The sequence below is a fragment of the Acidobacteriota bacterium genome (assembly GCA_016716715.1).
Lineage (GTDB): Bacteria > Acidobacteriota > Thermoanaerobaculia > UBA5066 > UBA5066 > Fen-183.
The window spans coordinates 25083-40531 of the sequence record JADJVE010000005.1; the positions used below are offsets into that span (position 1 = coordinate 25083).

Below are 15449 nucleotides of genomic sequence, written 5' to 3' on the forward strand. Positions count from 1 at the left end.
GGTCAGCGCCGGCGGGTGGGCTTCTTCGCGGCCTTCTTTGCGGCCTTTTTCTTCTGCGCCGGCTTCTTCGCGGCCTTCTTCGGCGCCGGCTTCCGGGCGGCCTTTTTCGCCGCCGGTTTTGCGGCCTTCCTGGCGGGCTTCTTGCCGGTTCCGCGCGCCTGCTCGCGTTTCTTGCGCGCATTGAGCTTCTGCTTCACGAGGTCGTCCACGCCCGAGGCCGGGACCCACTCCTCGTCGGGGTGGAGCTCGGAGGCCTGGAACAGGATGATCCGGTAGCCGTCCGGATCGAGGATCTCGGCCGAGCGGCCCGTGAACTCGTCCGCGGGAGGCCGCGTGACCGTGACGCCGCGCTCCTTGAGGCGCGCGATCGCGTCCTCGAGGCCCGCGGTCGAGAACACGGCGGCGACCTGGTTGCGCGCGGGAACTTCCGAGGGGCGGAGCGGGGTGAGCTTCAGGAGGAGCGGACCGAGCGCGAACTCGACCCAGTCGTTCTCGAACCCGCCCGACTCCGGGAGCCCCAGCGTTTCACCGTAAAAACGGCGCGACCTCGAAAAGTCGCTCGCGAAAACATGGATTCGCCTGAGGGCGAGGAACATCTTCAATCCTCCGAAATGGGCGCCGGAGGATAACAGGAAGTCCCTTACTTTTCAATGGGTTTACGCGGAATCCGGATTTCCGGAGGGGGCATGCGAGGGGTCCCCGCAGGGTTCGACCCACGAGGTTCCGTCCGGCCCGAACTCCTTTTTCCAGATCGGCACGCGGGCCTTGATGGCCTCGATTCCGGCCCGGCACGCTGCAAAGGCCTCGTCCCGGTGGGGCGCCGCGGCCGCGACGGCGACGGCGACGTCCCCGATGGCGAGGCTGCCGATCCGGTGGCGAAAGGCGACCCGGACCCCCGGATGGGCCTGCTCGATCCCGGCCGCGATCCGGTCCATCTCCTTCTCGGCCATGGGGATATAGGCCGAGTACTCGAGCCGGGTCACGCGCTTTCCGTCGTTGTGGTCGCGCACGACGCCCACGAAAAGCGCTAGGCCGCCGTCCCCGTCGCGCCGAACGGCGGCGAGGAGCTCGGCGGGCTCGATGGGGGTCTCGGTCAGATGCGACATCGACTCATGATAAGACCCGCCGCCATGACCCTGCGGCGCCGGAGAATCCTGGCCGTCTCGGCTCTCAAGGGAGGCGTCGGCAAGACCACGACGGCCGTGAACCTCGCCGCAGCCGCCGCTCGTGCCGGCCGGAAGACCCTCCTCGTGGACGTGGACCCGCAGGGCAGCGTCGCGACGTCCCTCGGTCTTCCGGCGTCGGCCGGTCTCTCGAAGTGGCTCCTGAAGGAGGCGGACTTCGAGGAGGCCGTCGTGCGCGGCTCGCGGCCGAACCTCGACGTCCTGCCGGCCGGCGAAGACCTCCTCGGCGCCGAGGACGTTCTCCGCGAAAAGGGAAAGGAAAAGCGCGTGGGCCGGCTCGCGCGGCGCTTCGCGTCGCTCGAGGACGAAGGTTACGAAGCGATCGTTCTCGACTGCCCGCCCGCGGCGGGGCTCCTGCTCGAGAACGTCTACCACGCGGCGGACGAGATCCTGCTGCCGGCGAAGCTCGACTTCCTCTCGCTGCCCGCGCTCGAGAAGACGCGCGTCTTCGTGAGGCACGCGAACGCGACGCGCGAGAAGGCGCTGAAGATCGACGGCGTCCTCCCGACGTTCTACGACCTGCGCACGGCCGTTTCCTCCGAGCTCCTCGACACGCTGCGCGAGCGCTTCACGAAGATCCTCACGCCCATCCGCATCAACGTGGCGCTGGCCGAGGCGCCGTCCGTCGGCAAGACGATCTTCGAGTTCGACGGATCGGCGCGCGGCGCCGTAGACTACGCGCTCCTCGCCGAGGAGCTGAGGCTGGATTAGCCGCCCGCCGGGATGACCAGAAAGGTCTATCATCTGGTCATGAGCAGCGTTTCGATCGCGGACCTGAAGGCGCGGCTTTCGCATTACGTGAGCCTCGCGCGGCGCGGGAGGATGGTGACCGTGACGAATCGGGACATCCCCGTGGCGCGCCTCGTTCCCCTCGAAGAGAAGCGGGCCGCGCTCGTGGCCCACCGGCCCGCGCCCGGCACGCCGGCGCCCGGCAAGGTGAAGCTGCCGCCTCCGTTGAAGACGAAGCGCGACATCGTGGACCTTCTCCTCGAGGAGCGGCAGAGCCACCGGTGATCCGCTACGTCGATTCTTCGGTCGTCCTGAGGGCCGTCCTCGGGCAACGAGGCGCTCTCGCGGGATCGGACCGACCCGGCCAGTCGATCACGAGCGCACTGACCCGGGTGGAGTGCCTGCGAACTCTGGACCGCCTGCGACTCGAAGAGGGTCTTTCGGACGACGAGACCGTCCTACGGCGGGAAGCGGTCTTTCGCGTGCTCGCCAGCCTCGTTCTCGTGGACGTGACCCCGCCGGTCCTCGAGCGCTCCGCCCAGCCGCTTCCAACGGTTCTGGGAACGCTCGACAGCATCCATCTGTCGACGGCACTGCTCTGGCGGGAAATCGAGGCGGAGCCCGTCTCCTTCGCGACGCACGACCACGCCTTGGCTCGCGCGGCCCGGGCCTGCGGGCTGGAAGTGATCGGGGCTCCCTGAGCCCGATGTCCAGCGGTCAGCCGCCGGCGACGGGCGGCAGGAGCGCGACCGTGTCGCCGGCGTTCACAGAGTCCGTCTCGCGCGCCCACGTTTCGTTCACGGCGGCCTTCGCCTTGCCGCCGAAGCGCGCGATCGCCGGGTAGGCGGCCTCGAGCGCGCGCACGAGCGACGCGACGGTCGCCGGCTCGGCGACCTCCACGGACACCTGCGGCCCGAGCTCGTCCTTGAGCGCCGCGAAGAGGAGGACGTCGACCTTCACGTGAGGAATTCTATTGCGGGAACGGGAGAGTTCATCGGAAGAAACCGTTTACGTCGAGGATGAAGTGAACTGCGGCCGTCGAGTCGTTGCGGACCGTGACCGTCCCGGAGGGAGTACCGCCGAGCGCCACGATCGCGTTGTTCGCACGGGTCTGGCCCGCACGGAAGCTCACGATTCCCGTTTGCGGAGGGACGAGGCCTGCCGGGAAGGCGTTGACGGAACCCCCCGATTGGGGGACCGTAACGGTCGCGTTGGCGGAGATCGCGACCGCATCGGCGGGAATGCCGCACGTTCCGGAGATCGGGAAGTCACGCTCCGAGGAGCCTGCGAGAGCAGGCCCGCCGAGCGCGGCGGCCGCGAGGCGCGTGTCGAGGACGCGGCAGGGGGCGAGGGGGAAGAACGAGGCGGAGCGACCCAGTGCGACGTGGGAATACGCGAACACGTCCTCCGTGTGGTTCGCATCCGCGGAGGCGAGATCCGACGAGAAGCTCCCGAAGACGACCGTGTTCCCGTCCGCGCTGATGATGGGAAGGAAGGACAGGTCGTTGCCCGTGACGTCGTCGGCTCCCAGCGCGTGGCTCAGGAGCCACGTCTTCGAGGAATCGCGGTCGAAGAGAAAGACGTCGTCCCCTACGTTCGATTTGGTCATGGACGGGATGAGGTCCTGCGCGGCGCTGTTGAACGCCACGCGGCGCCCGTCCGAGCTCATTACGGGATTGACGGAGTTGCCCGACGCGCCGCTCGCGGGCCCGGAAACTGAATGGCTCACGAGTCTCGTCGTGCCCGCTGCGACGTCGCGGAGGAATACGTTATAGCGCCCGGCAAGTGACGCCTGGCCGGCGACGAGGTTCGTTGCCCGGCTCTCGAACACGATCCATGCGCCGTCGTCACTCACGATCGGCTGGACGGAAGTCGCATTGGCCGGAGCCAAGGGAACAGAGCCGACGGTAAGGACCGAGCTTGTTCCGGTCTGGCGGTCGTAGAGATAGAGGTTCTCCACACCTGGCGCCACGGCCGCGCCCGAGACCAGATCGGTCGCGAGACTCTCGTACGCGACAAGCGACCGTCGCGGCTCAGGCTCGAGAGAAACGAAGCGGACGCCTGATTGCCGGGGACCAGAGGCTCCGCAGCCCGGTGGCTCACGAGCGTCGATGTTCCCGACGTCCGATCGAACAAGAAGACGTTCTGCGAGGGCGTCGGCCCCTGGCCGGCGACGAGATTCGTCGAACTGCTCACGAACAGGATCCACCGGCCGTCCGCATTGATGGCGACGCCGCCACCGCCGTGGTCGCCCGTCGCGGACGGGGATGCCAGAGCACGGCTCACGAGCATGGAGTCGCCCGTCGTGCGGTCGTAGCAGAAGACGTCTATCGAGAGGTTCGAATCGATCTGACCCGCCACGAGATTCGTCGCGCGACTGGAGTAGAGAACGAAGCGGCCATCCTGGCTGATCCTCGCGATCAACGTCGACGAATTCCCGAGGTTGGCCGTCGTCATCGGATCGATCGCGTCATGCGAGATGAGCGTGTTGGAGCCGTCGAGGCGGTCGAAGAGAAAGAAGTCGTAGTCGTCGTTGTTGTCGACGATTCCCGCGACGAGATCCGTAGAGCTGCTCGCATAGGCGACCCATCGTCCGTCGGCGCTGATGCTCGCCAGCTGGGAGTTTCCGTCCCCGTTCTTCAGGGGGGAGGAGGCGGAATGGCTGACGAGCGTCGTCGTCCCGAGGACGCGATCCCGGAGGTAGAGGCCCGTCCCTCGCAGGGGAACCGGCGCAATCTGGCCGGGAACCAGGTTCGTGCCGTCACTCTGGAAGACCACGTACCGTCCGTCCGCGCTGACAGTCCTGAGCGCGAGATTCACGGGCGTGCTGGTGTCGCTGTGTTGGTTCGCGGTGCCGCCCGTGGAGGCGACCGAAATCGGTTCGAGGACGCCTGCGGATGCGACGTGCGTCGCAAGACACGCCAGGAACACGGACACGGGCGCGAGGCGGTTCACGAGGAGCAATTTACTCCTTGAGGCGATCCTGACCCTCTTAGAATCGCCCCCTTCGGAGGTCGCGACATGGCCGGACGTCTCGCCGGAAAGAACGCTCTCGTCACGGGTGCGAACAAGGGCATCGGCAGGGCCATCGCGCTCCGGCTCGCGGCCGAGGGCGCGCGCGTCGCGGTCGCCTCCCGCAAGGAAGCCGAAGCCGAGGCCGTGGCCGCCGAGATCGTGAAGGCCGGCGGCGAGGCCCAGGCGATCGTCCTCGACGTGACGGACCCTGCGTCCGTCGCGACCGGCGTCGAGCGGGCCGCGCGGCCGGACCGGCGCATCGACATTCTCGTGAACAACGCCGGACTGGGCGGACCGTCGCCCCTCGACGGCGACGCCCGCTCGGACGAGGCGTGGCACGCGATCCTCGAGGTGAACCTCACGGGGGTCTGGCGCGTCCTGCGCGCGGCGAACCCGTTCCTCGCGTCCGGCGGGCGCGTCGTGAACCTCTCGTCGGTCACCGGGCGGTTCGGCGTCGCCGGGATGGCGGCGTACACGACGTCCAAGCACGGCGTCATCGGTCTCACGCGCGCGCTCGCTCTCGAGCTCGCGCCGCGGAAGATCACCGTGAACGCGATCTGCCCGGGCTGGGTCGACACGGAAATGGGCCGGTCGGGCATCGCGCGGATGGCCAAGGGGATGGGGAAGAGCTTCGACGAGACGTTCGCGTTCGCGGGAAAGATGGCGCCGCTCGGCGAAGTGCTCACGCCGGACGAGGTCGGCGGCCTCGTCGTCTATCTGGCGTCGACGGACGCGCGGAACGTCACGGGTCAGGCCATCGTGATCGACGGCGGCCAGGTGATGCCCTGAAGCCCATCCGGGCCGTCTTCTTCGACGCGGGCGACACGCTGCTCCGCGCCGACCCGCCGGTCGAGGAGGTCTACCGCGAGGCCTTCGCGCGGCACGGCGTCGTCGCAAACGCGGAGGACGTCCACGGCGCCGTCCACGCGACGTGGCGCGACGTGGACGTCGCGCGCGAGCGCGGCGAGGAGCGCTGGGGCGGAGTCGACGGCGAGGCGGGATTCTGGCGGCGGTTCGTCGGCACCGTCTACGCGCGCGTGGGCGGCGGCGCGATGCCCGGCCCGCTCCTCGGCGAGCTCATCGCTCATTTCGGCGCCGAGCGGCACTGGGCCGTGTACCCCGAGACGCACGCCGTCCTCGCGGCCCTGCGGGCGGCGGGACTCCGCCTCGTGATCGTCTCGAACTGGGACTCGACGCTCCCCTCGCTCCTCGAGCGCCTCGGGATCGCGGCCGCGGTGGACGATGTCGTGGTGTCCGCCCTCGTCGGCGTGAGCAAGCCCGCGCGCGGGATCTTCGACGAGGCCGTGCGGCGCGCGGGCGTCGCCCACGCCGAGGCGCTGCACGTCGGGGACTCGCTCACGGACGATTACCACGGCGCGCGGGACGCGGGCCTCTCGTCCCTCCTCCTCGATCGCCGCGGGCGGGCGCGGGAGGGCGTCGAGGCGATTTCCTCTCTCGACGAGGTCCCGCGCCGCATCCTCGCCCGTTAGACTCCTGCGACCCCGTCGCGAAACGAGAGGAACGAGAGGGAGGCTCCTTGCTGAATCAGCTGTTCCGGACGAAGACCATCGAGCAGCTCAAGGCGAGCGTGGACGAGCCCGGCCACGGCCACCTCAAGCGCACTCTCTCGGCATGGGACCTCACGCTCCTCGGCGTCGGCGCCATCATCGGCGCAGGCATTCTGTCGAGCCTCGGAACCGGCCTCGCGGGCGGCTTCGACTCGTCCTATGGCGTCACGCGGCCCGCGGCGGGGCCGGCGCTCGTCGTGAGTTTCCTCCTCACCGCCGTCGCGTGCGGGTTCACGGGCTTCTGTTACGCGGAGATGGCCTCGATGATCCCGGTCTCCGGCTCGGCGTACACGTACGCCTACGCGACGCTCGGCGAGCTCATGGCGTGGATCATCGGCTGGGACCTCCTCCTCGAGTACGCGATCTCGAACGTGGCGATCGCGATTTCGTGGGGCAGTTACGCGAACAACCTTCTCCTCGGGATGGGAATCAACCTGCCGGGCTGGCTCGCGATGGACAGCCGCACGATGCTGCAGGTGACGGCCGACTTCCTGAGGGCGCATCCGGACGCCTCCAGCATCTCCGCGCGCCTCGGGTACCTCGCGCAGGCGAAGGCCGGAGCGCTCGCGGGCGGCGACGTCTTCGCGAACTGGTCGACGGTCCAGGGCGCCCCGCTCGTGGGCGGCTTCCCGGTGGGGATGAACATTCTCGCGATGCTCATCACGATCCTCATCACGGCGCTCTGCGCTTGGGGGATCAAGGAGTCCACCCGCTTCAACAACGTCATCGTCGCCGTGAAGATCGTCCTCCTCCTCGGCGTCATCGCGATCGGCGCCTTCTACGTGAAGCCCGCGAACTACCACCCCTTCGCGCCGAACGGCCTCAAGGGCATCCAGGCGGGCGCCGCGATCATCTTCTTCGCGTTCATCGGCTTCGACGCGGTCTCGACGACGGCGGAGGAGACGAAGAACCCGGGCCGCGACCTGCCGCGCGGCATTCTCGGGAGCCTGGCGATCTGCACCGTGATCTACGTCGGCGTCTGCGCGGTCGTCTCCGGAATGCTCCCGTACACGGCGTACCACGGCGTCGCGGACCCGATCGCCCACGCCTTCTCCTCGATCGGGATGAACAAGGTGGCCGGGATCGTCTCGATCGGCGCCGTCGCGGCGCTGTCGGGCGCGCTCCTCGTGTTCCAGCTCGCGCAGCCGCGCATCTTCATGGTCATGGCGCGCGACGGGCTGCTCCCACGCTGGTTCGAGAAGGTCGGGCCGCGCGGCACGCCCGTGAACGCGACGTGGGTGACGGGGATCCTCGTCCTTCTCCCCGCGGGCCTCATGAACATCGACGAGGTCGTCCAGCTCACGAACATCGGAACGCTCTTCGCGTTCGTCCTCGTGAGCGCGGGCGTCCTGATTCTCCGCGTGAAGCGCCCGGACGCGCCGCGCAAGTTCAAAACGCCGCTCGTCTGGTTCAGCGCGCCGGCGGGAATCCTCTTCTGCCTCTGGCTCGCGCTCGGCCTCCCGCGCACGACGTGGGAGCGCTTCGTGATCTGGCTCGTGATCGGGCTCTTCCTGTACTTCCTGTACAGCGTCCGGCACAGCCACATGCGCCGGACGCCCGAGTAGCCGTTACTTCGCGGTCTTGTCGCCCGGGTTCGTGCCCTTCGTGATCTCGTCGAGGTTGGACACGCCGTCGCCGTCCGAGTCCTTCTTCTCGATCGCGGCGAAGTCGTACTTGCCGTCCTTCCCCTTTGCCGCCTTGACGTCGTTGCCGTAGGCGTTGTTCGCGTGGTCGCCGTCCTTCTTGGGCAGGGCCATCGTGTGGCACGTCGAGCACTTGCCGTTTACGGCCTTGGCGTCCGGGTACTTCTCCTTGAACGCCTTCTGGATGTCCATGGTGGCGAGCAGGCTCGTGCCGAGGCCGAGGGCGGCGAGAAGGGCGAGAACGGAAATCGTCGGTTTTTTCAAAGGGTCCTCCTTGACGGTGAGTATTTGACCAGAGAATCGGATCAGTTGATCGGCACGCCGAGCGCGAGGTAGAAGCTGTGGTAACCGCGGTCGGCGAGGCCGAACGCGACGTAAAGAGGCCCGAGCGACGTGTCGGCCGCGAGGAATGCGGAGCCGGCGAGCCGGAGATCGGAGGCCGTGAGGCCAGAGGCCCAGGCGTTTCCGGTTTCGATCGAGATCCCGGCGTAGACGCCCGTCCCGAGGAGCGAGTTCATTTGAGCGAGGCGCTGGAACGCGATGAGACGGGCGAGGAACGCGTTGTCGGCGTAGAGCTGGCCGGGCGCCAGGCCCGAGAGATTCAGGAAACCGCCGAGCTGGGCCTGGTCGTACAGGGGCCGCAGATCCGGGCCTATGCGAACGTCCGCCTTCAGGCTCGCGACGACGGTGCTCTCGCCGAAGCTCTTCGCGAACCCGGCGCCCGCCTTGAATTTTCCGTACCGGTCGTCGCCGCCGGCGCTGTCGAAGGCCTCGAAGACCTGGAGGCGCGCAACCCAGCCGTGGCGCGGGAACGTCACGCTGTCGGTCTGGTCGAGGATGGCGCGCAGCTGCAGGGCGGCCGTCTGCGCGGTCCCCTCCGTCGGCTGGCCGGTGAAGATCTCGGTCTTGAAGTTCGTCTGCGCGCGGACGGCGCCGAGCCGGACCTCGCCGTACCGGCCGAGAGACACGCCGACGTCGAGTGATCCGGCGATCTCGTCGGTCCGGAATCGCGCGACGTTCGCGTTGTCCACGTAGAAGTCGAACGGCAGGCGGGTGAACGAGACCGTCGGGGAAACGAAGAACCGGCCGTGGAAGTCCGTCGGCTGGTAGAACTCGAAGAGGATGCTGTTCTGCCGGCCGACCTCGATCTTCGTCCTGAGCTCGCCGCGCAGGGCGTTCAGCCGCGTGAAGTAGGCGCCGAGCCTGAGGCCGAACGAGCTGTTCGAGAAGTCCGTGTTGAGAAGAAGGCCGAACCGCACGCGGGTGGGGGCGGGAGGCTTCGGCGCGCCGCCGAGGACGAGGATCTTGCGCGCCCTCGGATTCGATGCGGAAGTCGACCGTCTCGTAGTCGCCGAGCTCGTAGAGGCGGGCGAGGTCGCGTTCGAGGACCGGCCAGCTCACGGGTCCCGGCTTCGAGTCCACGCGGCCCGCGATGAGGCGCGGGTCGACGCCGGGAGGAGGCTCGACGCGCACCTCCTGGACGACGGGGTCCGTGCGCGGGACGCGCTGCCTCTTCAGGAACGCCGCGTACTCGGCCTCGGAGACCGCGTACGGCGCGAATTTTTCGCGCATCGCGTCCGCGGCGAGGAGGCCCTGCGAGGAGGCCTTCGGGAACTGCTTGAAGTCCAGCGTGTCGACCATCTCGAGGTCGGGGACCACGAGGATGTCGTGGTCCTTCTTCAGCGTCGCGATCTGCTGCTCGACGTTGAGGCGGGTCAGGAACCCCGACGTCTGGCCGGCGATCGAGAGGAAGCTCGTGATCTCGTCGCGTTTCTTGAGCGGGGTCGAAATGTCGATCGCGATCACGACGTCGGCTCCCATCGAACGCACGACGTCCACGGGCAGGTTGTCCGCGGTGCCGCCGTCGGTGAGGAGCTTCCCGTCGATCTCGACGGGGTCGAAGAATCCCGGAATCGCCATGCTCGCGCGGACCGCGCGGGCGAGGTCGCCCTTGCCGATGACGATCTTCGCTCCCGAGACGATGTCCGTCGAGACGCAGCGGAACGGGATCGGCAGCCTGTCGAAGTCCCGGACGTTCGAGGCGGGGAGCATGAGCCGGCGGAGGAGGTAGTTGAGCTTCTGCCCGGCGACGAGGCCCTTCGGGAGGACGAGCTTGCCCTTGTTGAAGCCCAGCTCGGCCTTGATGAGGTAGAGCTGGTCGTCCTCTTTCTGGCGGTAAGGCTGGTCCTGGCGCGGCTGGTCGTCCTTGAGCGCGTCGTCCCAGTCCGTCGTCGCGAGGACCTTTTCCATTTCGTCCGGCGACATGCCGGAGGCGTAGAGGGCGGCCACGATCGACCCGATGCTCGTGCCCGCGACGACGTCCACGGGCACGCGCATCTCCTCGAGGACCTTCAGGACGCCGACGTGAGCGCCGCCGCGGGCTCCGCCGCCCGCGAAGGCGATGCCGATTTTCGGGCGCCGGGCGGGCGCCGGAGCGTCCTGGGAGAAGGCGGGCAGGGCGAGCGCCGCCGCGAGGGCGGCCGCGGCGGCGGTGCGGGATCTCAAGGCGGTCAGCGCTTCTGCTGCGCGAGGAGGTCGCGGATTTCCTTGAGGAGGACCTCCTGCGGCGGCGGACCGGCGGCGGACGCGGCCATCTTCGAGCCGAACTTGTTGAACGGCAGGACGATCAGGAAATAGAGGCCGGCCGCCTTGATGAGGAACGCGATCAGCGCGTTGATGAAGTTGCCGACCGCGACCCCGCCGACCTTGATCGCCGAGAAGTCCGGCTGGCCGCCGACCATCCCGATGATCGGCGTGATGAGGTCCTTGACGAGCGAGTCGACGACAGCGCCGAACGCGGCGCCGATGATGACGCCGACCGCGAGGTCGATCACGTTACCGCGGGCGACGAAGTCCTTGAATCCCTTGAGCATGTTTCCTCCCTGTCGGGCGATTCGGGCGGGAGTTTAGCGGAACAGGCCGAGGCCTCCCGCCCCTGCGTAGCCCGTCATTTCGACGTACGCGCGTCCGGCCGGGGCGCCGCCGGGCGTCTTCACGTCGCACGCCCCTTCCCAGTACGTGACGCGCGTCGACTTCTCCGTGACGAGCTCCTGGTCCGCCACGAGCGGTGCCACGTCGAGGACGAGGCCCGCCTTCGGGACCTTCAGCGTCCAGCGCGCCGGATACGTCGCGCCGCTCCTCGCGCTCTTCCACTTCGCGGTTTCCTCGATCGTGAAGTCCGCGGATCCGAGGGCTACGGCGCGACCGTCCTTCTCGACGAGCGTGCCCGACGAGAACGGCGTTCCGTTCCCGGCGGCGCCACGCAGGCGGTAGAGCATGAGGTCGCGGCCGTCGAGGAGGTGGACGGCATACCAGTCCCAGCCCTGCGTCTCCTTGCCGATCGAGCCCGAGCCCCACTCGTGGTCGAACCACGAGAGCCCCGTGACGGCCTCGCTCGTCCCGCCGGACGTCCACCAGCCCGCGCTCGCGAGGCGCGTGAGGCTGACGTACTTGCTCACCGCGTCGGGCTCGGGGCCCTTCCGCGAGATCCCGTTCGGGCCGTGGAGAACGGGAGGCTTCTCCGGCGAGAGGATGAGCGACAGCTCGTCGCCGCCGTCCCTCGCAAAGAGGACGATCCGGCCGCCGGCTTCCTCGAGCCGCCAGTCCTCGTTCGCGACCGACAGTCGCCCCGAGCGCGCGTACGCGGCGCCGGGGCCGTCGCGGTGCAGGCGCTCGGCGAAGCGGAACGTGCCCGCCTTACCTCCCGTCACGTCCGTGCGTGCGAAGTGCGCGAGGTGGACGTCCTTCGCCGCGAATGACGACGCGCGCGGCGCGGCGTCGTCCGTGACGCCGGTGCGGAAGAACGTGAGCTGGTAGCCGAGCCTCTTCCCCGACGCCGTCTCGAGCTGGCCCGTCACGTACCACCACTCGACGCGCGAATCCTCGTGCGCCCCGTGGTCGCGCGGGAAAGAGATCTTCTGGTTCGGATCGAGAGGCTGGAAGCGCCCGGCGAACAGGAGCAGCGCGAGTGCGAGATGTTTCATCACTCTTCCTTCAGCGCGGCCGCGGCGTCCGTCGCGGCCGCGAGGCCGGCGGGGCGCGCGGCGGCGAGGAGCGTCGTCGCGAAGACGAGCGCGAGCGCGCCCGCGAGGAACCCCAGTGGCCAGTGCATCGCGATCGTCCAGCCGAAGCTCTGGCGGTTGATGACGTGGACGAGGACGAGCGCCATCGCAGCGCCCGATGCGAGGCCGAGGGCGATCCCCAGGCCACCGATCGCGGCCGCCTCGTACCGCACGGCGCGGCGCACGCGCGCGGCCGACGCGCCGAGGACGCGCAGGAGGCCGATCTCGCGCCGCCGCTCGAGGACGAGCGCCGTGAGCGTGTTGAAGACGCCGAGGACCGCGACGGCGATGGCGACGGCCTCGAGCGCGTACGTCACGGCGAACGTGCGGTCGAAAATCTGAAGGACGAGCTTGCGAAGCGTTGCGTTCGTCCGGACGCGGAGCGCGAAGCGCCCGCGCACGGCCTGCTCGATCCGCCGTGCGCCCTCCTCGGGGGAGACGCCGGGCGCGAGGACGACGCTCATCGTCGACGCGCCGGAGAGCGGCCAGATCCGCCGGAAGTGCGCCCGGTCCAGCGTGACCGTGCCGCGGTCGTTCGAGTAGTCGGTATAGACGCCGGCGACGCGCACGCGCACGAGGCCCGACGGACCGGGCAGGTCCACGGAGTCGCCCGTCTTCACGCCGAACTTCTCGGCGTAGGGCTCGGAGACCATCGCCTCGCCGTTCGCGAGGGCCCCGGCGAAGACCCGCTTCGGGTCGCGCCCGTCGACGAGGGGGAGGTTCCCGTACTTCGCGACGTACGCGAAGAGGCCCGAGCCGACGGTGTAGGGCGCGCCGTCCCGCGTCGCGGAGAACGCGAGGAACGGGTCGACGTCGGCGACGCCGGGGACGGCGCGGATCGCCTCGATCGCCTCCTCGGGGACGCGCCCGAGCGACGGCCCCGAGCGCCCGCTGGCGGGTCCGACGAAGACGTCGCCGGCGAGCGTCTCGCCCACCCACGTCGCGACGGTCGTCCGGAAGGAACCGACCATCACGGCGACCGCGACCATCATCGAGAGGCCCATCGTGAGCGCGGCGACGGCGACGGACGTGCGCGAGAGGCTGCCCGTCAGGTTCGCGCGCGCGATCCGCGCCTCGACGCCGAAGAGGCGGAGCGCGAGGCCGTCCGCGCGCGCCGCCGCGAACGTCACGGCCGCCGGCGCGAGGAGCGACGCGCCCGCGACGACGAGGAAAACGGAGACGAAACCGAAAACCGGAAGACCGAGCACGGGCCCGGGCCGCGTGGCCGCCCACGCGAGGACGAGAAGGACCGCGCCCGCGAGCGCGAGCGGCCGCGTGCGCCGCCGGCGCGCGGCCTCGACGGAGCCGTGCCGCATCGTGGCGGCAGGCTCCACACCGGCCGCCTCGAAGGCGGGTGCGAGCGCCGAGAGGACCGACGTCGCGACGCCGAGGGCGAACGCGAACGCGAGAACGCCGGGGTCGAGGCGCAGAACGGGGTGGGCGGAGGGGACGTACAGCTCCGTCGCCGTGCCGCCCACGACCTTCAGCGCGCCCGCGGCCAGGGCCGCGCCGAGCGCGAGGCCGAGGACGCTGCCGAGGACTCCGAGCGAGAGGCCCTCGAGCAGGAAGGCCGCGAAGACGGAGCGGCGCGAGGCGCCCAGGGCCCGCACGACGCCGATGTCCGCGCGGCGGCGGAGGACCGAGATCGAGAGCGTGTTGTAGACGAAGTACATCCCGACGAGGAGCGCGATCGCGCCGAGCGCCGAGAGGTTCACGCGGAACGCACGCACCATGCGGTCGACGGTCTCCGTCCGCCGCTCCGGGCGGCCCGCGGTCACGCCGGGCGGAAGCGACGCGGAGACCTCCTCGAGGACGCGGGCGCGATCGGCGTCGGAGAGGGACGCGGGGAGAACGACGTCGATGCGGTCGAGGCGCCCGACCTTCCCGAACGCCTCCTGCGCGGCGGCGATGTCCATGAAGACGATCGAGCCCGACGCTGCGCGCGCGGCGCCCGCCGGACGCAGCACGGCGGCGACGCGGAACGTGCGTTCGACGGAGTTCGTGACGAGACGAAACTCGCTGCCGGGCTTCACCGCGTGACGAGCGGCGAATGTGCTCGTGACAAGAATGGATTTTTCTTCGAATATGGAGAAGAGACCGGGAGAAGGCTCTTTCCTCTCTTCACCTTCTAAGAAAATCTTCTCTTTCTTTTCTTTCCCCTCTTCAGCAAAAGAATATTCCCGGGCAGAGGGGTCCGCGAGCGGGTCGATGCCGAGGACCTCGATGATCTCGCCGTCGTTCGCGCCCGTCGCCGCCGTCTCCGTGATCGCCGGCGCGAGCGTCGCCCCGATCCCGCGCAGCCACGCGAGGCGCTCGAGCGTCTCCTCCGGGATGCCGGGGCCGTCCGCGAGGATCGTGATCGACGCCTTGCCGGCGACGAAGTCGACCGTGTCCGAGAACGACGACAGGACCGACGCGTTCGCGAGGCGGATCGCCGCCATCGTCGCGACGCCGACGGCGATGCCGGAAACGGTGAGCGCGAAGCGCAGGCGGTCCTTCGCGGCGGGCCGGAGGACGAGCGGCGGAAGGAGGTGGCGGATCAAGGGACGAGCCGCCCGTCGAGGAGGTTGAGGACGCGCGACGCGCGCGCGGCCGCACCGGCCGAGTGGGTCGCCATCACGACCGTGATCCCCTTTTCCGCGACGAGACCCGAGACGAGGTCGAGGACCTGAGTGCCCGTCTTCGAGTCGAGGTTGCCGGTCGGCTCGTCGGCGAGGAGGAGCGCGGGCCGGTTCGCGAGCGCCCGCGCCACGGCGACGCGCTGCATCTGCCCGCCCGAGAGCTCGTACGGGTACGCGCGTTCCTTGCCGGAGAGGCCGACCTCGGCGAGGAGCGACGCGGCGCGCGCATCGGCCTCGGACGGCGCGGCGCCGTCGAGGAGGAGCGGCAGCGCGACGTTCTCGAGCGCGTTCATCGTGGGCAGGAGGTTGAAGAACTGGAAGATCGTCGCCGCTGTCCGCCGGCGGTACGTGTCGCGCTCGTCCTCGCCGAGCGTCGCGAGGTCCCGCCCGTCCACGAGGACCCGGCCCCGCGTCGGCCGGTCCAGAGCGCCGAGGAGGTTGAGGAGCGTCGACTTGCCGCAGCCGGAGGGCCCGAGGAGCGCGGTGAAGGTCCCGGGCTCGAGCTCGAGCGAGACGTCCGCGAGCGCCTCCACGGGCGCGGCGCCTGGCCCCGGAAGGTAGGACTTGGAGACGGACTCGGCGGCGACACGGGCTCCCACGGCGCCCATCCTACGTATCATCGGTCCTT

General features: G+C 69.5%; 18 protein-coding genes and 1 pseudogene. 6 read left to right on the top strand and 13 right to left on the bottom strand.

Going from position 1 to position 15449, the window contains the following annotated elements:
- Window positions 1–2: 2 nt before the first annotated feature.
- Together IPL89_09330 and IPL89_09335 are read right to left on the bottom strand one after the other, a co-directional pair.
- Window positions 3–596 (bottom strand): VOC family protein, encoded by a 594-nt coding sequence (locus IPL89_09330; GenBank protein MBK9063381.1) that lies wholly within the window; start codon window positions 594–596, stop codon window positions 3–5.
- Between the two features lie 60 nt (window positions 597–656).
- Entirely contained in the window at window positions 657–1106 is a 450-nt protein-coding gene (locus tag IPL89_09335; GenBank protein ID MBK9063382.1) for a molybdenum cofactor biosynthesis protein MoaE, read from the bottom strand.
- A gap of 24 nt (window positions 1107–1130) precedes the next feature.
- Here IPL89_09335 and IPL89_09340 point away from each other — a divergent pair, with 24 nt between their 5' ends.
- Genes IPL89_09340 through IPL89_09350 form a run of 3 tightly spaced genes read left to right on the top strand, consistent with a single transcriptional unit; the run spans window position 1131 to window position 2614 of the window.
- A complete protein-coding gene (locus tag IPL89_09340; GenBank protein MBK9063383.1) occupies window positions 1131–1895 on the top strand; it encodes a ParA family protein in 765 nt (254 codons plus the stop codon).
- A gap of 39 nt (window positions 1896–1934) precedes the next feature.
- Window positions 1935–2198 (top strand): type II toxin-antitoxin system prevent-host-death family antitoxin, encoded by a 264-nt coding sequence (locus IPL89_09345; GenBank protein ID MBK9063384.1) that lies wholly within the window; start codon window positions 1935–1937, stop codon window positions 2196–2198.
- A complete protein-coding gene (locus tag IPL89_09350) occupies window positions 2195–2614 on the top strand; it encodes a type II toxin-antitoxin system VapC family toxin (protein MBK9063385.1) in 420 nt (139 codons plus the stop codon). The genes IPL89_09345 and IPL89_09350 overlap by 4 nt, the downstream gene beginning before the upstream one ends.
- Window positions 2615–2630: 16 nt before the next feature.
- On the opposite strand, the gene IPL89_09355 is transcribed toward IPL89_09350, so the two are convergent.
- The 3 genes from IPL89_09355 to IPL89_09365 all read right to left on the bottom strand — a co-directional run bounded on the left by IPL89_09355 (window position 2631) and on the right by IPL89_09365 (window position 4868).
- Window positions 2631–2873 (bottom strand): MoaD/ThiS family protein, encoded by a 243-nt coding sequence (locus IPL89_09355; GenBank protein MBK9063386.1) that lies wholly within the window; start codon window positions 2871–2873, stop codon window positions 2631–2633.
- Window positions 2874–2904: 31 nt separating this feature from the next.
- Window positions 2905–3582, bottom strand: a complete 678-nt coding sequence (locus IPL89_09360; protein ID MBK9063387.1) for a hypothetical protein — start codon at window positions 3580–3582, stop codon at window positions 2905–2907.
- Between the two features lie 182 nt (window positions 3583–3764).
- The gene (locus IPL89_09365) at window positions 3765–4868 is read right to left on the bottom strand and encodes a PD40 domain-containing protein (GenBank protein MBK9063388.1); all 1104 of its coding nucleotides are present in this window, start codon (window positions 4866–4868) and stop codon (window positions 3765–3767) included.
- 66 nt (window positions 4869–4934) lie between these two features.
- Between IPL89_09365 and IPL89_09370 the strand changes: the two genes are divergently transcribed.
- Complete coding sequence (locus IPL89_09370; protein MBK9063389.1) at window positions 4935–5717, top strand: SDR family oxidoreductase; 783 nt, start codon at window positions 4935–4937, stop codon at window positions 5715–5717.
- Here IPL89_09370 and IPL89_09375 read toward each other — a convergent pair.
- A complete protein-coding gene (locus IPL89_09375) occupies window positions 5678–5842 on the bottom strand; it encodes a hypothetical protein (protein MBK9063390.1) in 165 nt (54 codons plus the stop codon). The two genes, IPL89_09370 and IPL89_09375, sit on opposite strands and share 40 nt — an antisense overlap.
- Window positions 5843–5869: 27 nt before the next feature.
- Between IPL89_09375 and IPL89_09380 the strand changes: the two genes are divergently transcribed.
- Window positions 5870–6418: an HAD-IA family hydrolase gene (locus IPL89_09380; protein MBK9063391.1), complete on the top strand. Its 549-nt coding sequence runs from the start codon at window positions 5870–5872 to the stop codon at window positions 6416–6418.
- 47 nt (window positions 6419–6465) lie between these two features.
- Entirely contained in the window at window positions 6466–8061 is a 1596-nt protein-coding gene (locus IPL89_09385; GenBank protein ID MBK9063392.1) for an amino acid permease, read from the top strand.
- 3 nt (window positions 8062–8064) lie between these two features.
- Here the strand turns inward: IPL89_09385 and IPL89_09390 are convergent, their stop codons facing one another.
- From IPL89_09390 to IPL89_09420, 7 genes and pseudogenes are all read right to left on the bottom strand, one after another.
- On the bottom strand, window positions 8065–8403 hold the full coding sequence (locus tag IPL89_09390; GenBank protein MBK9063393.1) for a hypothetical protein: 339 nt from the start codon (window positions 8401–8403) through the stop codon (window positions 8065–8067).
- 41 nt (window positions 8404–8444) lie between these two features.
- Window positions 8445–9398: a BamA/TamA family outer membrane protein gene (locus IPL89_09395; GenBank protein ID MBK9063394.1), complete on the bottom strand. Its 954-nt coding sequence runs from the start codon at window positions 9396–9398 to the stop codon at window positions 8445–8447.
- Window positions 9399–9966: 568 nt separating this feature from the next.
- Window positions 9967–10653 (bottom strand): annotated as a pseudogene (locus IPL89_09400) (patatin-like phospholipase family protein).
- Window positions 10650–11012 (bottom strand): large conductance mechanosensitive channel protein MscL, encoded by a 363-nt coding sequence (gene mscL, locus IPL89_09405; GenBank protein ID MBK9063395.1) that lies wholly within the window; start codon window positions 11010–11012, stop codon window positions 10650–10652. The pseudogene IPL89_09400 and the gene mscL overlap by 4 nt, the downstream one beginning before the upstream one ends.
- A gap of 33 nt (window positions 11013–11045) precedes the next feature.
- Window positions 11046–12122 (bottom strand): carotenoid 1,2-hydratase, encoded by a 1077-nt coding sequence (locus IPL89_09410; GenBank protein ID MBK9063396.1) that lies wholly within the window; start codon window positions 12120–12122, stop codon window positions 11046–11048.
- Window positions 12122–14743 carry an FtsX-like permease family protein gene (locus IPL89_09415; protein ID MBK9063397.1) on the bottom strand — a complete coding sequence of 874 codons (2622 nt, stop codon included), beginning with the start codon at window positions 14741–14743 and terminating at the stop codon, window positions 12122–12124. The genes IPL89_09410 and IPL89_09415 overlap by 1 nt, the downstream gene beginning before the upstream one ends.
- Window positions 14740–15429, bottom strand: coding sequence for an ABC transporter ATP-binding protein (locus tag IPL89_09420; GenBank protein MBK9063398.1), 690 nt, complete (start codon window positions 15427–15429; stop codon window positions 14740–14742). The genes IPL89_09415 and IPL89_09420 overlap by 4 nt, the downstream gene beginning before the upstream one ends.
- Window positions 15430–15449: the final 20 nt, after the last annotated feature.

Excerpts from the sequence above, each read along its gene's own strand:
- IPL89_09330 (MBK9063381.1), bottom strand. The coding sequence starts at position 596 with ATGTTCCTCGCCCTCAGGCGAATCCATGTTTTCGCGAGCGACTTTTCG.
- IPL89_09340 (MBK9063383.1), top strand. The coding sequence starts at position 1,131 with ATGACCCTGCGGCGCCGGAGAATCCTGGCCGTCTCGGCTCTCAAGGGA.
- mscL (MBK9063395.1), bottom strand. The coding sequence starts at position 11,012 with ATGCTCAAGGGATTCAAGGACTTCGTCGCCCGCGGTAACGTGATCGAC.
- IPL89_09335 (MBK9063382.1), bottom strand. The coding sequence starts at position 1,106 with ATGTCGCATCTGACCGAGACCCCCATCGAGCCCGCCGAGCTCCTCGCC.
- IPL89_09370 (MBK9063389.1), top strand. The coding sequence starts at position 4,935 with ATGGCCGGACGTCTCGCCGGAAAGAACGCTCTCGTCACGGGTGCGAAC.
- IPL89_09420 (MBK9063398.1), bottom strand. The coding sequence starts at position 15,429 with ATGGGCGCCGTGGGAGCCCGTGTCGCCGCCGAGTCCGTCTCCAAGTCC.
- IPL89_09410 (MBK9063396.1), bottom strand. The coding sequence starts at position 12,122 with ATGAAACATCTCGCACTCGCGCTGCTCCTGTTCGCCGGGCGCTTCCAG.
- IPL89_09345 (MBK9063384.1), top strand. The coding sequence starts at position 1,935 with ATGAGCAGCGTTTCGATCGCGGACCTGAAGGCGCGGCTTTCGCATTAC.
- IPL89_09360 (MBK9063387.1), bottom strand. The coding sequence starts at position 3,582 with ATGAGCTCGGACGGGCGCCGCGTGGCGTTCAACAGCGCCGCGCAGGAC.